The organism is Solwaraspora sp. WMMB335 (genome assembly GCF_049179075.1).
Classification (GTDB): Bacteria; Actinomycetota; Actinomycetes; order Mycobacteriales; family Micromonosporaceae; genus Micromonospora_E.
On the sequence record NZ_JBMHMF010000001.1, the window covers coordinates 4,853,813 to 4,873,127 of the forward strand.

The 19,315-nt window shown below is 71.7% G+C and carries 17 protein-coding genes; 7 read left to right on the forward strand and 10 right to left on the reverse strand.

The annotated features are described in order from the left end of the window. Positions 1-13: 13 nt before the first annotated feature. A complete protein-coding gene (locus tag ACN27F_RS21035) occupies positions 14-1,696 on the reverse strand; it encodes a DNA repair helicase XPB (protein WP_421435993.1) in 1,683 nt (560 codons plus the stop codon). A 510-nt stretch (positions 1,697-2,206) separates the two neighbouring features. On the opposite strand from ACN27F_RS21035, the gene ACN27F_RS21040 reads away from it, so the two are divergent. Beyond that, on the forward strand, positions 2,207-2,461 hold the full coding sequence (locus tag ACN27F_RS21040) for a hypothetical protein (RefSeq protein WP_421435996.1): 255 nt from the start codon (positions 2,207-2,209) through the stop codon (positions 2,459-2,461). A gap of 43 nt (positions 2,462-2,504) precedes the next feature. Here ACN27F_RS21040 and ACN27F_RS21045 read toward each other — a convergent pair whose 3' ends face one another. Beyond that, positions 2,505-4,997, reverse strand: a complete 2,493-nt coding sequence (locus tag ACN27F_RS21045) for a helicase-associated domain-containing protein (RefSeq protein WP_421435997.1) — start codon at positions 4,995-4,997, stop codon at positions 2,505-2,507. Positions 4,998-5,137: 140 nt separating this feature from the next. Here ACN27F_RS21045 and ACN27F_RS21050 point away from each other — a divergent pair, with 140 nt between their 5' ends. Together ACN27F_RS21050 and ACN27F_RS21055 are read left to right on the forward strand one after the other, a co-directional pair. Beyond that, complete coding sequence (locus tag ACN27F_RS21050; protein ID WP_421436000.1) at positions 5,138-5,752, forward strand: HAD family hydrolase; 615 nt, start codon at positions 5,138-5,140, stop codon at positions 5,750-5,752. Between the two features lie 33 nt (positions 5,753-5,785). Further along, a complete protein-coding gene (locus ACN27F_RS21055; RefSeq protein ID WP_421436001.1) occupies positions 5,786-6,172 on the forward strand; it encodes a cold-shock protein in 387 nt (128 codons plus the stop codon). 65 nt (positions 6,173-6,237) lie between these two features. On the opposite strand, the gene ACN27F_RS21060 is transcribed toward ACN27F_RS21055, so the two are convergent. The 3 genes from ACN27F_RS21060 to ACN27F_RS21070 are packed head-to-tail and all read right to left on the reverse strand — an operon-like array spanning position 6,238 to position 9,506. Continuing rightward, a complete protein-coding gene (locus ACN27F_RS21060; RefSeq protein WP_421436003.1) occupies positions 6,238-7,071 on the reverse strand; it encodes a 1,4-dihydroxy-6-naphthoate synthase in 834 nt (277 codons plus the stop codon). Between the two features lie 10 nt (positions 7,072-7,081). Further along, a complete protein-coding gene (locus tag ACN27F_RS21065; protein ID WP_421436005.1) occupies positions 7,082-7,789 on the reverse strand; it encodes a futalosine hydrolase in 708 nt (235 codons plus the stop codon). Between the two features lie 19 nt (positions 7,790-7,808). Next, positions 7,809-9,506: an MFS transporter gene (locus ACN27F_RS21070; RefSeq protein ID WP_421436007.1), complete on the reverse strand. Its 1,698-nt coding sequence runs from the start codon at positions 9,504-9,506 to the stop codon at positions 7,809-7,811. Positions 9,507-9,611: 105 nt separating this feature from the next. Here ACN27F_RS21070 and ACN27F_RS21075 point away from each other — a divergent pair, with 105 nt between their 5' ends. Beyond that, entirely contained in the window at positions 9,612-10,403 is a 792-nt protein-coding gene (locus tag ACN27F_RS21075; protein WP_421436009.1) for a DUF3027 domain-containing protein, read from the forward strand. Here the strand turns inward: ACN27F_RS21075 and ACN27F_RS21080 are convergent. Next, positions 10,375-10,593, reverse strand: a complete 219-nt coding sequence (locus tag ACN27F_RS21080) for a DUF2530 domain-containing protein (RefSeq protein WP_421440365.1) — start codon at positions 10,591-10,593, stop codon at positions 10,375-10,377. The two genes, ACN27F_RS21075 and ACN27F_RS21080, sit on opposite strands and share 29 nt — an antisense overlap. A gap of 242 nt (positions 10,594-10,835) precedes the next feature. Between ACN27F_RS21080 and ACN27F_RS21085 the strand changes: the two genes are divergently transcribed. The 3 genes from ACN27F_RS21085 (at position 10,836) to ACN27F_RS21095 (ending at position 14,239) form a co-directional block, all read left to right on the forward strand. Further along, the gene (locus ACN27F_RS21085) at positions 10,836-12,299 is read left to right on the forward strand and encodes an NCS2 family permease (RefSeq protein ID WP_421436010.1); all 1,464 of its coding nucleotides are present in this window, start codon (positions 10,836-10,838) and stop codon (positions 12,297-12,299) included. Between the two features lie 117 nt (positions 12,300-12,416). After that, a complete protein-coding gene (locus tag ACN27F_RS21090) occupies positions 12,417-12,866 on the forward strand; it encodes a MarR family winged helix-turn-helix transcriptional regulator (protein ID WP_421436013.1) in 450 nt (149 codons plus the stop codon). Between the two features lie 74 nt (positions 12,867-12,940). Next, positions 12,941-14,239 carry an MFS transporter gene (locus tag ACN27F_RS21095; protein ID WP_421436016.1) on the forward strand — a complete coding sequence of 433 codons (1,299 nt, stop codon included), beginning with the start codon at positions 12,941-12,943 and terminating at the stop codon, positions 14,237-14,239. Positions 14,240-14,276: 37 nt separating this feature from the next. Here the strand turns inward: ACN27F_RS21095 and ACN27F_RS21100 are convergent, their stop codons facing one another. The 4 genes from ACN27F_RS21100 to ACN27F_RS21115 all read right to left on the reverse strand — a co-directional run bounded on the left by ACN27F_RS21100 (position 14,277) and on the right by ACN27F_RS21115 (position 19,099). Then, complete coding sequence (locus tag ACN27F_RS21100) at positions 14,277-15,263, reverse strand: aldo/keto reductase (RefSeq protein WP_421436018.1); 987 nt, start codon at positions 15,261-15,263, stop codon at positions 14,277-14,279. 84 nt (positions 15,264-15,347) lie between these two features. Next, positions 15,348-16,421 carry a septation protein SepH gene (sepH, locus tag ACN27F_RS21105; protein WP_421436020.1) on the reverse strand — a complete coding sequence of 358 codons (1,074 nt, stop codon included), beginning with the start codon at positions 16,419-16,421 and terminating at the stop codon, positions 15,348-15,350. Between the two features lie 300 nt (positions 16,422-16,721). Further along, on the reverse strand, positions 16,722-17,849 hold the full coding sequence (gene serC, locus ACN27F_RS21110) for a phosphoserine transaminase (RefSeq protein ID WP_421436022.1): 1,128 nt from the start codon (positions 17,847-17,849) through the stop codon (positions 16,722-16,724). Between the two features lie 143 nt (positions 17,850-17,992). After that, positions 17,993-19,099: a citrate synthase 2 gene (locus ACN27F_RS21115; RefSeq protein ID WP_421436025.1), complete on the reverse strand. Its 1,107-nt coding sequence runs from the start codon at positions 19,097-19,099 to the stop codon at positions 17,993-17,995. Positions 19,100-19,315: the final 216 nt, after the last annotated feature.

The following is a 19,315-nucleotide window of genomic DNA, read 5'->3' on the forward strand; positions in this document are numbered from 1 at the left end:
GGGGCGGGGCGGGTCAGTCGACGCTTGGTAGCGGTGGGCCGAGGACGTCGTCGGCGTCGACGATCGTGTACGCGTACCCCTGCTCGGCGAGGAACCGCTGCCGGTGCGCGGCGTACTCGGTGTCGATGGTGTCCCGGGACACCACCGTGTAGAAGTGCGCCTGCCGTCCGTCCGCCTTGGGGCGCAGCACCCGGCCGAGCCGCTGCGCCTCCTCCTGCCGGGAGCCGAACGTGCCGGACACCTGGATCGCCACCGCCGCCTCCGGCAGATCGATGGAGAAGTTTCCCACCTTCGAGATGATCAAGGTCGGAATCTCGCCGTTGCGGAACGCGTCGAACAGCCGCTCCCGTTCCCTGGTGGTGGTCGCGCCCTGCACGATCGGCGCACCGAGGTACTCGCCGAGGGAGTGCAACTGGTCGATGTACGCCCCGATCACCAGCACCTGGTCGCCGTGGTGGCGATCGACCAGCGCCTTGACCACCGGCAGCTTGGTCCGGGCGGTGGCCGCCGCCCGGTAGCGTTCGTCGGCCTCGGTGACCGCGTAACCCATCCGCTCCGCGTCGGTGAGCGTCACCCGCACCTCGACGCACTCGGCCGGCGCGATCCAGCCCTGTTGCTCGATGTCCTTCCACGGTGCGTCGTAGCGTTTCGGCCCGATCAGCGAGAACACGTCACCCTCCCGGCCGTCCTCGCGCACCAGGGTGGCGGTCAGCCCGAGCCGGCGGCGGGCCTGCAGGTCGGCGGTGAACCGGAAGATCGGTGCCGGCAGCAGGTGCACCTCGTCGTAGATCACCAAACCCCAGTCGCGGGCGTTGAACAGATCCAGGTGGGTGAAGGCGCCCTTGCGCCGCGCGGTCAGCACCTGGTACGTGGCGATGGTGACCGGCCGGATCTCCTTGCGCTCGCCGGAGTACTCGCCGATCTCGTCGGCGGTGAGCGTGGTACGGGCGATCAGCTCCCGCTTCCACTGCCGGCCGGCGACCGTGTTGGTGACCAGGATCAGGGTGGTCGCCTGGGCCTGGGCCATCGCCGCCGCGCCGACCAGGGTCTTGCCGGCGCCGCAGGGCAGCACCACGACGCCGGAGCCGCCGGCCCAGAAATGCTCCACCGCCTCCCGCTGGTACGAGCGCAGCGTCCACGCCGGCCCACCGGCCCGGCCGTCGCCGGTGTCCAGGGCGATCGGGTGGGCCTCGCCGTCGACGTACCCGGCCAGATCCTCCGCCGGCCAGCCCAGTTTGAGCAGCCCCTGCTTGAGGCGACCCCGCTCGGACGGGTGTACGGCCACCGTGTCGTCGTCGATCTTGGCGCCGAACATGCCGGCGAGCTTCTTGCTCTTGGTCACCTCGGTCAGTACGGCCCGGTCGGTGGCCCGCAGCACCAGTCCGTGTACGGGATCGTTGGCCAGCTGCAGCCGGCCGTACCGGTCCATGGTGTCGGCGACGTCGACCAGCAGCGCGTGCGGCACCGGGTAGCGGGAGTACTTGAGCAGCGCGTCGACCACGCTCTCGGCGTCGTGGCCGGCGGCGCGGGCGTTCCACAGACCCAGCGGAGTCAGCCGGTACGTGTGCACGTGCTCCGGCGAGCGCTCCAGCTCGGCGAAGGGGGCGATGGCCATCCGGCAGCCGGTGGCGTCCGGGTGGTCGACCTCCAGCAACAGAGTCTTGTCGGACTGAACAATCAGTGGTCCGTTGCTCACTGCGGATCACTCTCCTCCCGGGCGACCTACCAGTCTCGCACGCATCCCGGGCAACCTGCAGGTTCGTGGTGACCGACGCCACTGTCGGAGAGCCGATCCTCAACAACCGCGCTTCGCCCGCAACCTGATTGCCCGCCCGAGCGTCGTTAACCACGACAGCTGTCGACACTTCTGGACACTGTCACGCTGGTCGGCGCCGATGGGCGCGTTCGATCCGTACAGCGCCGGTTGCGGGTGGGAGAGGCGGCCCGGGAGCGGTTGCGGCGGGCGGAGCAACGGGGGCGAGCGGCCCAGGTGGGTGCGCCGGACCAGGTGATGGCCGCCGGCTGCCGGCGACTCTCCGGTCAGCAGCCGGCGGCCATCACCCCTGGGCTGGCGCGGTGGCCATCACCCCCCTGGGGCCGACGCCCGGGAAGACCCGGATTTTTCTCAGGGCGCCAATCGCTGTCCGAACGCCTGCCGACCTGCCAACCTTGGACTCAGGGGTAACGGTCGGGCGGGGAGGCGCTCATGACAACTGGCGGTGGGACGAGCCGACCGCGGCCGCGTACCGGCGCCAGGCACCCGCCGGTCTCCCGTACCACCGTGTTCTGGTACGCGTTCGTGACCACCCTGCTGGTCGGCTGGTTCCTGTTCGGCTGGCTGATCCTGCGGCAGGGCTTCGTCGACTCGGTGGGTGAGGCGCTCGGCACCGGTTTCACGCTGCTGCTGGCCGTCTCGGTGATCGAAGCCGCCCGCCGGCACCGGCAGGACGGCATGCCCTGAGGGCTGGCTGGCCGATGGCCGATCTCTGCCAGTCGTGTCCCTGTCAGTCGTGCACCACGGCCGCGGTGACCCGCTGCAGGGCGAAGGTGTGCAGGGTCTCGGTCCGCTCGTCCTCGGCCCGCAGGAAGCCCGCCCCGATCGAAACCGGCCGTACCAGCCGCGACGCCGGTGCGCCGTGCGCGTCGACGTACCCGACCCAGACCAGCGACCGGTCGCGGACCGCCTGCTGCAGCACGGCCAGCGCCTGCGAATGCGCCTGCACCTCGGCCAGCCCGTCGACCGGCTGGCCGTTCGCCGCCCGGACCGGGTCGGGCGCCCGCCGCGCCGCGCGCACCGCCGCCTCGCCCCGGCGCAACTGCTCCACCAGGCCGGAGATCCGTGGACCGGTCAGCTTCGGCGCGGCCAGCGGATCGGCGACCCGCAACGTCACCGGATGCCGGTACGGTGCCCGCCGAGGGCGGGGTCGGCGGCGCAGATCGGTGCCGGAACCATCCTCGGACACCGGTGCGTAGCCGGCCTGGCGCAGCGCGTCCAGCATCCGGCCGGCCGGTGCCGGTGTCACCAGCACGGTCGGCGCCAGCCGCCGCAGCGCCAGCCCGGCCAGCCGCCGGTCGGTGAACACCTCGGCCAGCAGCGCCTCGTCGTCGCTGCGCAGATAGCCGCCGGCCGAGCCGGCCCGCAACCCGCCGTGGGTGCGGGCGGTGTCGTCGACCAGGTACGTCAGGCCCTGCGGCACCGGCGTGCGGGACCGGCGGGCGAACATCTCGTGCAGGTCGCTGGCCTGGTAGCCGGCGTCGAGCGCGCGGCGGACACTGGCCGGGGTGACCCGGTGCACGCTCGCCGCCCCGGCCGACTCCGGCTCGGCGAGCAGCTCCAGCTCGGCGGCGAGCCCTGGCTCGGGCGGGCCCGGTACGACGAGCGTCAGGTCGGCCTGTACCAGGAAATGGTCCACCGGTGCCGGCAGCAACGTGTCGAGCGCCCGCTCCACCGCGGACGCCTCGCCCCGGTGTTCACGCTCACCGGAGTGCACCCCCAACGGGTCGTCGCCAGCCGCGTCGCCAGCCGCGTTGCCGCCAGCGCCGGCCCGACCGTCGCGGTCGAGCAGCAGCCGCCCGTACCCGGTCAACGCCCCCAGCCCGGTGATGCCCAGCTGGGCGGCTTCGTCGAGCACCTCACGGTGCAACGCGTCCCGGCCCCGGCTGCGCCGCGGCGCCTGCCAGCCGAGAAGCGCGAGCACGTCGTCGGCACTGGGCGCCGCCCCCGGTTCGAGCCCGGCGATCACGCCCAGCACGGTCCGACGGACTACCGGTGCCCCGGCCCGTTCCACCTCGGCGGACCGGGCGGCGATCGGCCGGTCCCGCTCGTCGCGTTGGCCGATCAGGCCGGGCCGACGGGTCATCGCCAGCCATGCTTCGGCGAGCTGTTCCCAGCGCCGGGCCAGCGGCTCGGCCAGCCAGCGGTCGTAACCGGCGGTCGGCAGCACCTGCTCGTCCACGGTGGACCGGCTGGTCGACGCGGCGGCCTCGGCCTCGCCGAGCAGACCGGCCGCGTAGCCGACCTCGATGAGCAGTCCGGCCAGCGGCTCGCTGATCCCGCAGGCGCGGGCCAACCGGCGCAGGTCCCGCACCCCGATCCCGCCGGTACGCAGTACCGGTGCCGGCTCGTCGGCCAGCGCCTCCAGCACCGCGCCGGCATGGCGGACCAGCTCCATGGCCTGCCCGGCGCCGGTGGAGTCCACGGTGCGCGCGTCCCGCCGCACCGGGTCGACCGACGGCGGGGCCGGCCGCAGCGGGCCGAGCGGGCCGGTGTCGCGCCGCAACAGCAGCCCGATCTCCCGGGGCAGCTCCACCGCCTGGCTGCCGGTCGGCGCTGGCGCGTCGGTCACCACGGCCAGCAGGCCGGCCTCGATCAGCCAGCGCACCGGGCTGACCCCGTCCGGCGAACCGTCGCCCGCGCCGTTCCTGCCGACCGTGCCGCTGCCGGCGTTGCTGACCGTGCCGACCGGGGGACCGGCGGCCAGTCGGTCGAGCACCGCCCGCGCCGCCGGCGGCGCGCTCAGCAGGGTACGGCGCAGCAGCGCCGGGTCCGCGCACCGCCGCGCCACCCGCTCGTCCAACGTCGCGGCGGGCCGGCCCAACCCGGCCGGGTACGGCGAACACGCCTCGTCCACCCCGCCAGCCACCCGCAACTGCTCGGCCGGCCCGTACAGCAGGCCGCGGGCGCGCAACCGGTCCAGCGCGGACCGCACCTGCGCGGTGCCGGCCGCACCCGGTGTCGTCGCCATCGCCAGCACCGCGTCGACCGAGGTGGTGCCGTCATCCGCAGCGCGGGACAGCCGGGCCGCGTCCAGGATCTGCAGGGTGAACTCGTCGAGGTCGTCGAGCGCCCGGGCGGTGGAGACCCGGGACTGGGCGCGGGCGGCCAGCGTGGCGAGATCGGTCGGCACCGGCACGACCAGGTCGGGACGCAGCCGCAGTAGGTCACCCAACTCCGCGTCGGAGCGGGCACGCAAGTGGTCGGCGAGTGTGGTGGCCATGGTTGTTCCACGCTAGCCCGCCAAAGGCCGGTCGTGGCCTCGGCCGTCTGGAGCGGGCTGGGCGGACCGTGCGACGATGGCCGCCTGGCCGGTGTCCGTGGCGGAGAGCTGGCCGGTGTCCTTGGGGAGGGGCGGAGGCGATGGCGCCGTCGGTCGGGTTCGACCTGGATATGACGTTGATCGATTCACGGCCAGGGATCGCCGCCACCTACCGGGCACTCACCCGACGGACCGGCGTACACGTCGATGTCGCCCTGGCCGTGTCCCGTCTCGGCCCGCCGTTGCGTCACGAGATCGGGCAGTGGTTCCCACCCGAGGAGATCGACACCGCGGTCGCGCAGTTCCGGGCGCTGTATCCGGAGCACGCGATCACCCCGTCGCGGCTGCTGCCCGGTGCGGCCGCCGCGGTCGAGCTGGTCCGTTCCCGTGGCGGCCGGGTGGTGGTGGTCACCTCCAAGCTCGGCCGGCTGGCCCGGCTGCATCTGGACCACCTCGGCCTGCCGGTGGACGAGGTCGCCGGCGACCTGTTCGCCGAGGGCAAGGCGACCGCGCTGCGCGAGCACGGCGTACAGGTCTACGTGGGCGATCACACCGCGGACATGGTGGCCGCCCAGGCGGCGGCGATTCCCGGCATCGGGGTGGCGTCCGGCCCGTGCCCGGCGGCGCACCTGCGGGCCGCGGGCGCGGCCACCGTCATCGACGACCTGACCGGATTCCCGGAAGCGCTCGATAGCCTGCTCCGGCTAGCCTGGTGAGGGTTAATCCGCTTAGTGAAGTCGAGGTCAGTGGTGCCGACGGGTCGAGTGAAGTGGTACGACGCAGGGAAGGGGTACGGCTTCGTCACCAGTGACGAAGGTGGTGACGTGTTCCTGCCGAAGGGAGCGTTGCCAGCTGGCGTCACCGACCTCAAGTCCGGGCAGCGGGTCGAGTTCGGGGTGGTCGACAGCCGTCGGGGCGCGCAGGCCCTCGGGGTGCAGCTGCTGGAGGCTCCGCCCTCGGTCGCGGAGCTGCGGCGCCGTCCGCCCGAGGAGCTGCACGGCATGGTCGAGGACATGATCAAGGTGTTGGAGGCGAAGGTCCAGCCGGACCTGCGCCGTGGCCGGTTCCCGGACCGCAAGACCACGCAGACGGTGGCGCAGTTGGTGCACGCGGTCGCCCGCGAGCTGGAGGTGTGAGCCGCGCGGTGGTCACCGGTGCCGAGCCGGTCCGGTGACGCCGGGGACGGCCGGGAACGAGCCGGTCAGTCGACGGGCGGCAGGGGCGGGGTCAACCCGTGCGCTGCCGCCCGTCGCAGTAGGGCGTCCACTGCGGCGTGCCCGTCGGTGCCGAGGTCGGCGGTGAACTCGTTGACGTACAGGGCGATGTGCCGGTCGACGACGTCGGTCTCCATCTCCTGGGCGTGGGTCAGCACGTAGTCACGGCTGGCGTCCGGATCGGCCCACGCGTGCCGGACCGATTCGCGTACCCAGGAAGCGGCAGCTCCCGGGTCGACCGCGCCGCGCCGGGCGAGGATCGCGCCGAGCGGAATCGGCAGCCCGGTGTCCGCCTCCCACCAGGCACCCAGGTCGACCAGTTCGGTCAGCCCGTACCGGGGATAGGTGAACCGTGCTTCGTGGATCACCAGGCCGGCGTCGTACCGGCCGGCAGCCACGCCGGGCATGATCTCGTGGAACGGGACGACCTCGATCCGGGTCGGCGGTCGCCCGGCCGACCAGAGCCGCAACAGCAGGTACGCGGTGGTCCGCTCACCGGGCACCGCCACCGTCGCTCCGGACAGGTCACCGTCGGCCCAGCTGTCCCGCCCGGTCCCGTCGGCGGTCAACAGCAGCGGTCCGCAGCCACGTCCCAACGCCCCACCGCAGGGCAGCAGGTGGTAGCCGTCGAGCAGCCACGGCAGCGCCGCGAAACTGACCTTGACCAGGTCGTACTCACCGCGCTGGGCGGCGGTGTTGGTGACGTCGACATCGGCGTAGGTCACGGTCACCGGCGGCGCGTCCGGTACCAGACCGTGCACCAGGGCGTGGAACACGAACGTGTCGTTGGGGCAGGGGGAGATCGCCAGGTTCAGGGCCACGGCCGCCACGCTAGCCGGCTGCCGGCCTGGTCGGCGTCGGGGGCGCGGCAGGAGTGCCGGTCAGGGTGGTCAGGGCGGTGGTCAGGGTGGTCAGGGCGGTGGTCAGCGCGGCCAGCGCCGCCGGGATCCGCCAACCGGACCGGTCACGCGGACCAACGGCGTTGGAGATGGTCCGCAACTCCGCGAACGGCAGCCCGGCGAGCCCGGCGGCACAGGCCACGCCGTACCCTTCCATGGCTTCGGCCACGGCGTCCGGATGTCGGGCGGCCAGCGCGGCGGCACTCGCCGCGGTGCCGGTCACCGTGTTCATGGTGAGGACCGCGCCGGTCGTGGCCGCTGGCAGCGCGGCCCGCAACCAGGCGGTGAGGTCGCGGTCGACCGGGGCGGTCGCGCTGCCGAAGCCCAACTCGTCGAGGCTGAGGAAGCCGTCCGGTGACTCGGCGCCGAGATCGGCGGCCACGCACCGGGTAGCCAGCACGGTCTGTCCTACCTCGACCCGCCCGGGAAAGCCGCCGCCGATTCCGGCGCTGATCACCGCGTGGTACGGCCGACCGGTGCTCGCCGCCAGGGCGAGTTGCCGGCTGGTGCCGGCGGCGGCGGCAGCTGAACCTACCCCTACCACCGCAACCTCCACCATTCTGCCGCCGGCCGCCGGGACCAGACCATGCCGGACGGCCGTGGCCTCCGCGTCGACCGCGGTCACGACCAGGATTCGCACCTGTCACGCCTCCTGTGGTTCACCGCCCGGGTCCGGGCTCGCCACCAGGATCCTCCCGGTCGCCACGGCCGTTCGCGGACGAGGGGCGGTAGATGTGGAATCCGGGAGGCGCCGAATCGTCGGCGTCGTCGGCCGCCGTCGCCGGGTTGGCCGGCGCGGTGGTGACCGGTGCCGGCGTCGGTGCCGGCTCCGCCTCCGGTCGCGGTCGAGGTCGCGGTCGGGCCGGAATGATCGACTGCCGGGTGCGCGGCGGTTCCTGCGGATCGGCGGAGACCGTCGCATCCTCGCGGACCCCGGGGCCGGCGGCGACCTGATCGGCCGGTTCGTCGTCGGCACTGTCGGCCACATCGGCGGCTGGACGGCCGTTGAGACGTTCCTTGCGTTGGCGTCCGGCGACGACCGTCGCCCGGCCGGCGGCCAGGACGGCGAAGCCGGCGGCGGCCGCCACCCCGATCCGTCCGTCGACCGGGATCAGACCGCAGCCGCCACCGGCGACGAAGGCCAGCATCAGGATCGTCTCCGAGTGGGCGAAAGCGCTGGCCCGCAGCCGTTCCCGGATCCGTTCCTGGATGGTGGCGTCCACCGCGAGTTTCGCCATGCCGCTGATCACCGCGGTGACGAAACAGAACAACACCACCATCAGCAGCGAGAACTGCAGCGCGGTGAGCACCCCGACACCGGCGACGATCACCAGCCCGCTGGACTGCAGAGCGAGCGGGTGCTGGATGCGCATCCGACTGCCGATCGCGGTGGCCAGAAAACTGCCGCCGGCCAGTGCGGCACCGACCAGCCCGAGCGCGCCTTCGTCACCGAGGTCCCTGCCGACCACGATCGTGGTCAGGTCACCGGCCTTGACCGCGAAGGCGAGAAAGAGCAGTAGGAACCCGTAGAGCGCCCGCAACGTGCAACTGCCGACCAGGGCGGCGACCACGAGTCGACCGGAGAGGATCCGCTGTCGCCCGGCGCCTCGGCGCGGGCGCAGCAGCGTGAACGCCCGGGGCACCCGCTCCGGCGGCTCGGAGTCCGCCCGGGGCGGCAACCGCAGCGCGATCACCATGCCGACCAGGAAGATCGCCGAGGCCACCCGCAACGGCCATTGCGGTCCGAACCAGAAGGCGGCCAGGCCCAGCGGCGCGACGACGGCGCCGGCGATCGTGCCGTACACGCTGGCCCGTGCTCCGGCCTGGGACAGGCCCAGACCCGCCGGCAGCAGCCGGGGGATGGCTGCGGACCGGCCCACGCCGTACGCACGCGACAGCGCCAGCACACCGAACGCGGCCGGGTACAGCCCGAATCCGTTCAGGTGGTCGGCGATCAGCCAGGCCAGGAACGCCCGGCCCAGCATGGTGGTGGCCAGCGCGTACCGGCGGCCGTGCCGGAAGTGGTCCAGCACCGGGCCGACCACCGGGGCGAGCAGGGCGAACGGCACCATGGTGACCAGCAGATAGAGCGCGACACTGCTGCGCGCCTCCCCGAGTGGTGCGCTGAAGAAGATCGTCCCGGCCAGCCCGATGGTGACCAGGGTGTCCCCGGCGCAGGAGGCGGCGTGCAGGTCGAACAGCCGGGTCATGCCCGGCTCGCCGCCGGCGCCCCGCTGGCGTACCCGCATGACCTTGCGGCCCGCCCACCGGCTGCTGTACGCGGTGCCGCGCAGCACTGCTCGGGAGCCGCGGAACCCGGCTCCGACGGTGCGACCCAGCGAGCGGAACAGCGCCATGACCTCATCCTCACCCATTCGCGGGGGTTCCGTCTCGGGCTGCACCGGAAATGGCGGTGCGTGGGGAGTGCCTGTCGCCAGCGGCATCCGGTAGGCAACAATGGGATGGTGACCAGGAGCACCACTCGCGCCGCCCGCCTCGATGCCATGTGTGCGAAGGCTGTCGACGAAGCGCATGCCGCGCTCGTCGCGGCGGTCGACCCGGCCGAGGTGGGTGAGCACCTGCAGGTAGTTGCCGAAGGTGAACGACTGGTCACTCATATGTTTGAGTGCCTGATGTCCGGCTACCAGGGCTGGCGGTGGGCGGTCACGGTCACCCGGGTCGCCCGCAGTCGTCGGGTCACCGTCTGCGAGACGGTGTTGCTGCCCGGACCGGACGCCCTGCTGGCTCCGGGCTGGCTGCCGTGGCAGGACCGGCTGCAGCCCGGTGACCTCGGAGTCGGCGACCTGCTGCCGACGTCGTCCGACGATGACCGGCTGGCACCGGGCTACCTGCAGTCTGACGACCCGGCGGTGGAGGAAGTCTGCTGGGAGCTGGGCCTGGGCCGTAGCCGGGTCATGTCGCGCGAGGGCCGGGCGGACACCGCGCAGCGCTGGTACGACGGTGAGCACGGCCCGGAGGCGCCGATCTCGGTCGCCGCGCCGGCGAGCGCCCGCTGCGGGTCCTGCGGCTTCTATCTGCTGCTGGCCGGCTCGCTGCGGCAGGCGTTCGGGGTCTGCGGCAACGTCTACGCGCCGGACGACGGCCGGGCGGTGAGTGTGGACCACGGCTGCGGTGCACATTCCGAGGCGTTGATCGGGTCGGCCGAGACGCCGGTCGAGGAATTGCCGACCGTCTACGACGACAGTGAGGTGGAAGCCGTCGCCGTTACTCCGGGCGGCGCGACGCAGACCTGACCGACCGGCGGCGCCGGTTGGCGTCGTGGCGCAGCATCACCGCCAGTCCGGGCAGCCCGAGCAGGAACCCCGCGACGCTGATCCAGAGCCAGTCGGTACGGCCGTGCGTGGCCAGCCAGTCCCGGGCGAGCAGACAGGCCACCACGGCGACCGCCCAGGCGGCCATGCCGCCGACGGCGAACGGCACCATCGGCGGATCGAGTGGCGCCGGCCGTGGCGCCTTCGGTGGTTTCGTCGCGATGGTCGCGGCGGCCGGCACGGCGTGCGGCGGCGGTTCGGGCACCTGACCAGCGTACGTCGTCGTTGATCGACGGCGTCTCGATGGGTGTTTCGTGACCAGCGGCTGCATGACGTAACCGCGATGACCTTCCTCGGTAACAAGTGATCTGAGACGATGCGCCAATCCATCCTTATGATCAGCTGTGAGGGCCTATGGCGACAGTGCCGGCGGAGACGGCCGGGGAAACCCCGGACCGGAGCCCGCGCAACGCGTTCGACCGGTTCTTCGAGATAACCGCCCGGGGCTCCACCCCGGGCCGTGAGGTACGCGGTGGCCTGGCCACCTTCTTCACCATGGCGTACATCGTGGTGCTCAACCCGCTCATCCTGGGCAGCGCGGTCGACGGCGCGGGAGTTAGCCTGGCCATCCCGGCCATCGCCGCCGCCACCGCTCTGGTCGCCGGGCTGATGACCCTGCTGATGGGCGTCGTCGCCCGGTTCCCGCTCGCGCTGGCGGCCGGGCTCGGCGTGAACGCGCTCGTCGCGTTCGAGATCGCCCCACAGATGACCTGGGCCGACGCCATGGGGCTGGTGGTCATCGAAGGCGTGATCATCCTGGTCCTGGTGCTCACCGGGCTGCGCGGCGCCGTGTTCCGGGCGGTGCCGACCCAACTGAAGACCGCCATCGGCGTCGGCATCGGCCTGTTCCTCGCGCTGATCGGCTTCGTCAACGCGGGATTCGTCACCGGTGGCACCGCGTCCCCGCCGCTCGGGCTGGGCATCAACGGCATGATCGCCACCTGGCCGGCGCTGGTGTTCGTCCTCGGCCTGGTGCTGACCCTGGTGCTGGTCGTACGTAAGGTGCGCGGCGCGATCCTGATCGGCATCCTCGGTTCGACCGTGCTGGCGATCGTCGTCGAGGCGATCGGTCGGTTCGGTCCCGCCGGCGGGCCGGACGGTCAGCCCGGTGGCTGGGCGCTGACCGTGCCCACCCTGCCCGACCAGATCGTCGGCACGCCGGACCTGTCGCTGCTGGGCAAGTTCAATGTGCTCGGTGCCTGGGATTCGGCTACCTGGCTGATCGCGTTGATGTTCGTCTTCACCCTGCTGCTGACCGATTTCTTCGACACCATGGGCACGATGGTGGCGGTCGGCCAGGAGGGCGGCCTGCTGGACGCCGAGGGCATGCCGCCGCGGACGAAGGAGATCCTGGTGGTCGACTCGATAGCGGCGGCGGCGGGTGGCCTGGCCAGCACGTCGAGCAACACCTCGTACATCGAAAGCGCCGCCGGGGTGGCGGAGGGTGCCCGGACCGGGGCGGCCAACCTGGTCACCGGCGGGTTGTTCCTGCTCGCCGTGTTCCTGTCGCCGCTGGTCGAGGTGGTGCCGTTCGAAGCGGCGTCGACGGCCCTGGTGGTGGTCGGTTTCCTGATGCTGACCGCGGTCCGCACGATCGACTGGACCGACTACGAGATCGCCATTCCGGCGTTCCTCACCATCGTGCTGATGCCGTTCACCTACTCGATCTCCAACGGTATCGGCGCCGGCGTGATCAGCTTCGTGCTGATCAAGTTGGTGAAGGGCAAGGCGGCCGCGGTACACCCCCTGCTGTACGGGGTGGCGGTCCTGTTCACGCTCTATTTCCTGCGTCATCCGCTGGAGTTGTTGATCGGCTGAGCGCCGCCCGCGCCCGTGACGTTGTCCGGGCGGGCGCGGGCGGTACGCTGGGTCACCCTGGTGACCGTGGTCATAACTGCTGGGCGATCGGGTCGGTTGTTAGTTAGGCTAACGAACGTGACGGAGTGGGCAGTGATGGGAGAGCAGGTCACAGCCGCACAGCTGGCAACGACCCTGCGCCATGCCATCACCCGACTCAACCGGCGGGTCCGGCAGGCCCGGCCGGTCGGCGACCTGACGGTGACCCAGCTCTCCGCGTTGACCAGTCTGGAGCTGGCCGGGGCGATGAGCCCACGGGAGCTGGCCGACGTCGAACGGGTCCAGCCGCCGACGATGACCAAGATCGTCGCGAAGCTCGAAGAGCGCGGTCTGGTGCGGCGTACCCCGCATCCGACCGACGGTCGACAGGTGATCCTGTCGACCACCGAGCCGGGGCGCGAGGTGATCGCCAGGTTCGAGCGGATCCGCGACGAGTGGCTCGCCATCCGGCTCGCGGCGCTGAGCCCCGACGACCGCGGCACGCTACGGCGTGCCGCGGAGATCTTGCAGCAGGTCGCCAGCGACTGACGGCACGGTCGTCGCGACCGGGTCCGCTTCGTCCCACGTGGATGACGCGTACGACCCGAGGAGGCGCACCCCGAGTGCGGGCGACACTGAACACCACCTTCCAGTCCCTGCAGGTCCGCAACTACCGGATCTTCGCCACCGGTCAGCTGATCAAGCTGATCGGGGTGTGGATGATGTTCATCGCGCAGGACTGGCTCGTCCTGCAGTTGTCGGACGACTCGGCTACCGCGCTCGGCGTGGTCATCGCGCTGCAGTTCACCCCGGTCCTGCTGTTCACCCTTTTGTCCGGCCGGCTCGCCGACCGCTACGACAAGCGGTTGCTGCTGTTCATCGCCAACTCGATCTGGTGCGTACTGGCCATGGTGATGAGCGTGCTGGTGCTGACCGGCGTCGTCGCGCTGTGGCACGTGTTCGTTTTCGCTGGTCTGCTCGGCGTGGGCAACGCCCTGGAAACTCCGGTCCGCCAGTCGTTCATCTCCGAACTCGTCGACACCCACTTGCTGCCCAACGCCCTGGCGCTGTCCTCGGCGACGTTCAACACCGCGCGCATCGTCGGCCCCGCGCTCGCCGGTGTCGCCATCGCCGTCTTCGACGTCGGTCCGGTCTTCCTGATCAGCGCCATCGCGTCCTGCGCACCGCTGGTCAATCTGGTCCGGATGCGGACCGGTGAGCTGTACCGGGCCGGACTGCCGACCGGCGCCCAGCGGGACGCCGTCCGGGTGGTGGACGGCCTCCGCTACGTGTCCAACCGTCCCGATCTGCTGCTGCCGATGGCGCTGATGGCCGTGCTCGGGTTGTTGCTGTTCAATTTCCAGCTCACCCTCGCCGCGCTGGCGAAGACCGTGTTCAACACCGGAGCGGCCTCGTTCGGACTGTTCACCACGGCGCTCGCGGTCGGCGCGCTGGCCGGTGCCCTCGCCGCGAGTGGTCGGCGCGGCCGGCCCTCGGTGTACGCGGTGCTCGGCAGCGCGCTCGCCTTCGCCGGGCTGGGCACGCTCGTCGGCCTGGCCCCGGTGTACTGGCTGGTCGTGGTCCTGCTGCTGCCGACCGGATTCTTCATGGTCTACTTCGCGCAGGCGTCCAACCAGCGGGTACAGCTCGGTGTCGACCCAGCCTTCCGAGGCCGGGTGATGGCCCTGTGGGTGCTGGTCTTCCTGGGCACGAACCCGGTCGGCGCGCCGATCATCGGCTGGGTCGCCGAACACTTCGGCGCCGGCGCCAGCATCTGGCTCGGCGGCGTGATCTCGTTCCTGGTGACCGGGGCGGCCCTCGCCTGGCAGTTGCGCCGCACCGGTGGCCGGCTGCGGATGCGCTGGGGTCCGCGGCCCCGGATCTACGTACTGCCGGCCCGGCCCGCCCCGGCCCGCCCCTGACCCGACGGACGGCGGGAGTGCGGGGTAGGGGCGGCGTTTACCAGGCCCAGGCTTCGGGGGCCGGCCCGCCCTTGCCGACCGGCGGGAAGAGCTCGTCGAGCCGCGTGAGAACGTCGTCGTCGAGCGTGACGCCGAACGCCCGTAGCGAGCCGTCGAGCTGGCCGGTCGTACGCGGCCCGATGATCGGGGCGGTCACCCCCGGCCGGGACAACAGCCAGGCCAGGGCCACATCCGCCGGGTCGTGGCCCAGTTCGGCGCAGAACTTCTCGTACGACTCGATGGTGCCGCGATGCTCGGTGAGAGCTTCGGCGGACCGTCCGCTGCCGGAGCGGGCCTGTTCACCGGCGGCCTCCTTGCGGATGGCTCCGCTGAGCAGCCCGCCGTGCAGTGGCGACCAGGGGATCACACCGAGCCCGTGATGCTGCGCGGCCGGGATGACCTCAAGCTCGACGTGCCGGGTCAACAGGTTGTAGATGCACTGCTCGGAGACGAGGCCGAGGAAATTGCGTCGGCGGGCGGCCTCCTGGGCCGCTGCGATGTGCCAACCGGCGAAGTTGGACGATCCCACGTAGAGCACCTTGCCCTGGGCGACCAGGGTCTCCATCGCCTGCCAGATTTCCTCCCAGGGTGTCTGCCGGGAGACATGGTGCATCTGGTACAGATCGATCCAGTCGGTCTGCAGCCGGCGCAGCGAGTCATCGCAGGCGCGGACGATGTGCCGGGCGGACAGGCCCTGTTCGTTGGGCCAGTCGCCCATCTTCCCGTACACCTTGGTAGCCAGGACCACCTTCTCCCGCCGGCCGCCGCCCTGGGCGAACCACCGTCCGATGATCCGCTCGGTGACGCCCTCGCCGAGCTGCCAGCCGTAGACGTTCGCGGTGTCGTGGAAGTTGATGCCGTGTTCGAGTGCCCGGTCCATGATCGCGAAGCTGCCCGCTTCGTCGGTCTGCGGCCCGAAGTTCATCGTGCCGAGGCACAACCGGCTCACGGACAGGCCGGTACGGCCGAGATTGGTGTACTCCATGCGGGCAACCCTGCCACGCGGGAGCGTCGTCCGCCGAGGGCGATCCCCGACCGGATGGCCGTACGCCTTCGGCGGACGACGCCGTCAGGAGCTTTCGCGGGCGGCGGGGCCGCTGCCGAACAGCACGTCGTCCCAGCTGGGCAGCCGCTTGCGGGACTTGCCGGAGCCGTCGGCGGGGGCGTCGCCGTTACCCGAGCCGGCGCGGCGGGGCCGCAGCACCGCCAGCGACGGCACCGCCGGGACCTCCTTCGGCGCGTCCGCGTCGTCGTCGAACGCGGAGCCTGCGCCGCCGCCGAGCAGCGCGGCCGCCCCGCCGGCGACCGGCCGTTGCCGGGGGGTGTCCGCACCGGCGCCGGCTGCCGGCTCCAGACCGCGCCCGGCGGCCGAGCCGAGCGGGCGGTCCAGTGAGGCGAGCAGCGCGTCTCGGCCGGCCCGGATCGGATCCCGGCTGGGCCGGGGCTGGTCGCCCGGCGCGGCGGGCAGGCCGTGACCGCCGCGGCCAAGTTCGTTGCGGGAGGGACCGGGCAGCGCGTGACCGCCGCGCTCAGGTGCCGGCTCCTGGCCGAGGATCTGAGTGGGCCGCTCGGTGCACAGGTACTGCGCCATGTCGTCGTGCGGCGAGATGACCTGCCGGCTCTTGTCCAGCTCCCAGATGGCCTGGGCGGTCGCCTTGCCGGACGGCCAGGTGGCGATGATCCGCCAGGCGCCGTCGTCGCGCCGGTACGCGTCCCAGGAGATCTTCTCGGCGTCGATGCCGTGCTGGGCCAGCCGGCCGTCCACCACCTCGGCGAGCGGGGCGCCCTTTTCCGAGTTCTTCAGCCGGGTGCGCCGGGCGTGCTGGGCGAGCATCGCCCGTTCCTGCAGCACCGGGCCGGCGTAGCGCAGCACCCGGTCGACCGGCACACCGGCGATCCGGGCAACGTCGTCGGCGGTCTCGCCGGCGCGGATGCGGGCCTGGATGTCGCGCGGGGACAGGGAAGGCTTCGTGTCACCGGTGGGGCTGGCCACGGTCAGCGTCGCCGGGCTGCTGCCCGGATCGGCCTGTACGGCGCCGGAGACCCGGTCGTCGATGGGCAGGGCGAGCAGCCGACCCACCTCGTCGGCGAGAACCAGGGCCTGACCGTCCTCGGAGAGGGCGACGAAGCGTACTGGGCGCATCGCGTTGCCTCCGTCCCGCTGAGCTGCCCCACGCCGCAGGTCGACCTCTCCCCCCGGCGTCTCCTGGGACACGGTACGCCGATAAGTCACCCGATGGGAGTAGGCCACGCCGGGCATGTCAAGTGAGCTGCCACGCTCTTTCCGGTGCGGAATCAGGGCAGGCGGCGCGCTGTCAGCTAGCCACTGGTGTCAATGTGATGAGTCGGACACCAAGGTGGCAATGTAGCAATACGGCCAGTTTGGCTACAATAGCGGACCGAACCGGCCGTACGCCATGACATACCCGAAACCGGCAGAAAATCAGAGCCGTTCGACGACGTAGTCGACGCAGGCGGTCAACGCCTCGACGTCGGTCGGGTCGACCGCCGGGAACAACGCCACCCGCAGCTGGTTGCGACCCAGCTTGCGGTACGGCTCGGTGTCGACGATCCCGTTGGCCCGCAACACCCTGGCGATCGACGACGCGTCCACGCCGGCGGCGAAGTCGATCGTCGCCACCACGTTCGACCGCAGCGCGGGGTCGGCCACGAACGGCGTGGCCACCGCGGAGCGCTGCGCCCAGCCGTAGATCGCCGCCGCGCTCTCCGCCGTCCGTTTCGCCGCCCAGGGCAATCCGCCCTGGGCGTTCATCCAGTCGGTCTGCTCGGCGGCCAGGAAGATCGTCGCCAGCGCCGGGGTGTTGTAGGTCTGCTCCAGCCGCGAGTTGTCGATCGCGGTGACCAGGTCGAGGAAGGCCGGGATGTACCGACCGGAGGCCTTGACCTCGGTGGCCCGCGCCAGCGCGGCGGGCGACATCAGGGCCAGCCAGATGCCACCGTCGGAGCCGAAGCACTTCTGCGGGGCGAAATAATAGACGTCGGTCTCGGCCGGGTCGACCTCCAGTCCGCCGGCGCCCGACGTCGCGTCGACCAGCATCAGGGCTCCGTCGTCGGCCCCGGCGACCCGCTTGATCGGCACCGCGACCCCGGTCGAGGTCTCGTTGTGCGGGGTCGCGTACACGTCCACCCCGGCTTCGGCGACCAGAGTCGGAGCCGAGCCCGGGTCGGCCTTGTACACCGTCGGCTCGCCGAGGAACGGTGCCTCGCGTACCGCCTTGGCGAACTTGGCGCCGAACTCGCCGAAGCTGGCGAACTGGGCCCGGTCGCGGACCAGTCCGAAGGTCGCGACCTCCCAGAAGGCGGTGGTGCCGCCGTTGCCGAGGATCACCTCGTAGCCGTCGGGCAGGGCGAAGAACTCCGAGATGCCGCGGCGTAGCCGGGCGACCTGGTCACGCACCGTCTTCTGCCGGTGCGAGGTGCCCAGGTAGCTGGTGGCGACCTCGGAGAGCGCGGCGACGGACGCCGGGCGGACCTTCGACGGGCCGCAACCGAACCTGCCGTCGGCGGGCTTGATCTCGTCTGGGATGCGAATCGTCGCAACGTCAGCCACGGTTACCAGAAGTCCTTCCGGGGTGCGTCATGGATCTCCCATCCTCGCACCCGCCCGGCCCGGCCCGGGGCGTGGTCCCACGCCTGCGACTGAGGCGTGCCCCACACCCCGGCGTCCGGCCGGTCCCGCGTCGGGCCCCGTGATCAGACGTCGTGCGGGACCGCTTCCCAGCCGGAGACCTCCTGCGGCTTGCGCGGAGCCGGACCGACGTAGCGGGCGGACGGCCGGACCAGCCGCTTGAGCCGCTTCTGCTCCAGGATGTGCGCGCTCCAACCGCCCATCCGGGCACAGGTGAACATGGAAGTGAACATGTGCGCCGGCACCTCGGCGAAGTCGAGCACCACCGCCGACCAGAACTCGACGTTGGTAGCCAGCACCCGGTCCGGCTTGCGGGCGTGCAACTCCTCCAGCGCGGCCTTTTCCAATGCCTCGGCCACCTCGTAGCGCGGTGCGCCGAGTTCCTTGGCGGTGCGCCGCAGCACCCGGGCGCGCGGGTCTTCGGCCCGGTAGACCCGGTGGCCGAAACCCATCAGCCGCTCGCCGCGGTCGAGGACGCCCTTGACGTACGCCTCGGCGTCGCCGCTGCGCTCCACGCCCTCGATCATGTGCAGCACCCGCGACGGCGCGCCGCCGTGCAGTGGTCCGGACAGCGCGCCGATGCCGGAGGAGATGCAGGCGGCGGCGTCGGCTCCGGTGGAGGCGACCACCCGGGCGGTGAAGGTGGAGGCGTTCATACCGTGCTCGGCGGCCGAGATGAAGTACGCGTCGACGGCCTTGACATGCCGCGGATCGGGCTCACCGCGCCAGCGGCGCATGAACCGCTCGACGACCGTCTGCGCCTTGTCGATCTCTTTCTGCGGCACGGCCGGCAGACCCAGACCGCGGGCCGACTGGGCGACGAACGACAGCGCGGTGACCGAGACCCGGGCGAGGTCGGCGCGAACCTGCTCGTCGGAGATGTCGAGCAGTTGGGACAGCCCCCAGTACGGGGCCAGCATGGCGACCGCGGACTGTACGTCGACCCGGATGTCCCCGGAGTGCACCGGCACCGGGAACGGCTCGGCCGGCGGCAGCCCCGGGCCGAATCGCCCGTCGACCAGCAGCGCCCACACGTTGCCGAAGGAGACCTGTCCGATCAGATCCTCGATGTCGACCCCGCGGTATCGTAGGGCGCCGCCTTCTTTGTCGGGCTCGGCGATCTCGGTCTCGAAGGCGATCACACCTTCGAGCCCCGGTTTGAAATCGGACATATGGCTCTCCTGTGTGGGGATTTGATGGTCTTGCCCGAGCGCCCGGTAGAACTGCTTCAGGCGACCCCGCGCGGCATTACTCGTGTTGTTGCCCGGTGGGTTCTGGTCCTCTTGCTTGGTGGGTAACACCTTCTTGCCCGGTGGGTAACCAGCGTAAGTTCGACCACCGGGGTAGCCCTAGTTCAGGAGAGCGACGTGACGGGAGACACACCAAGA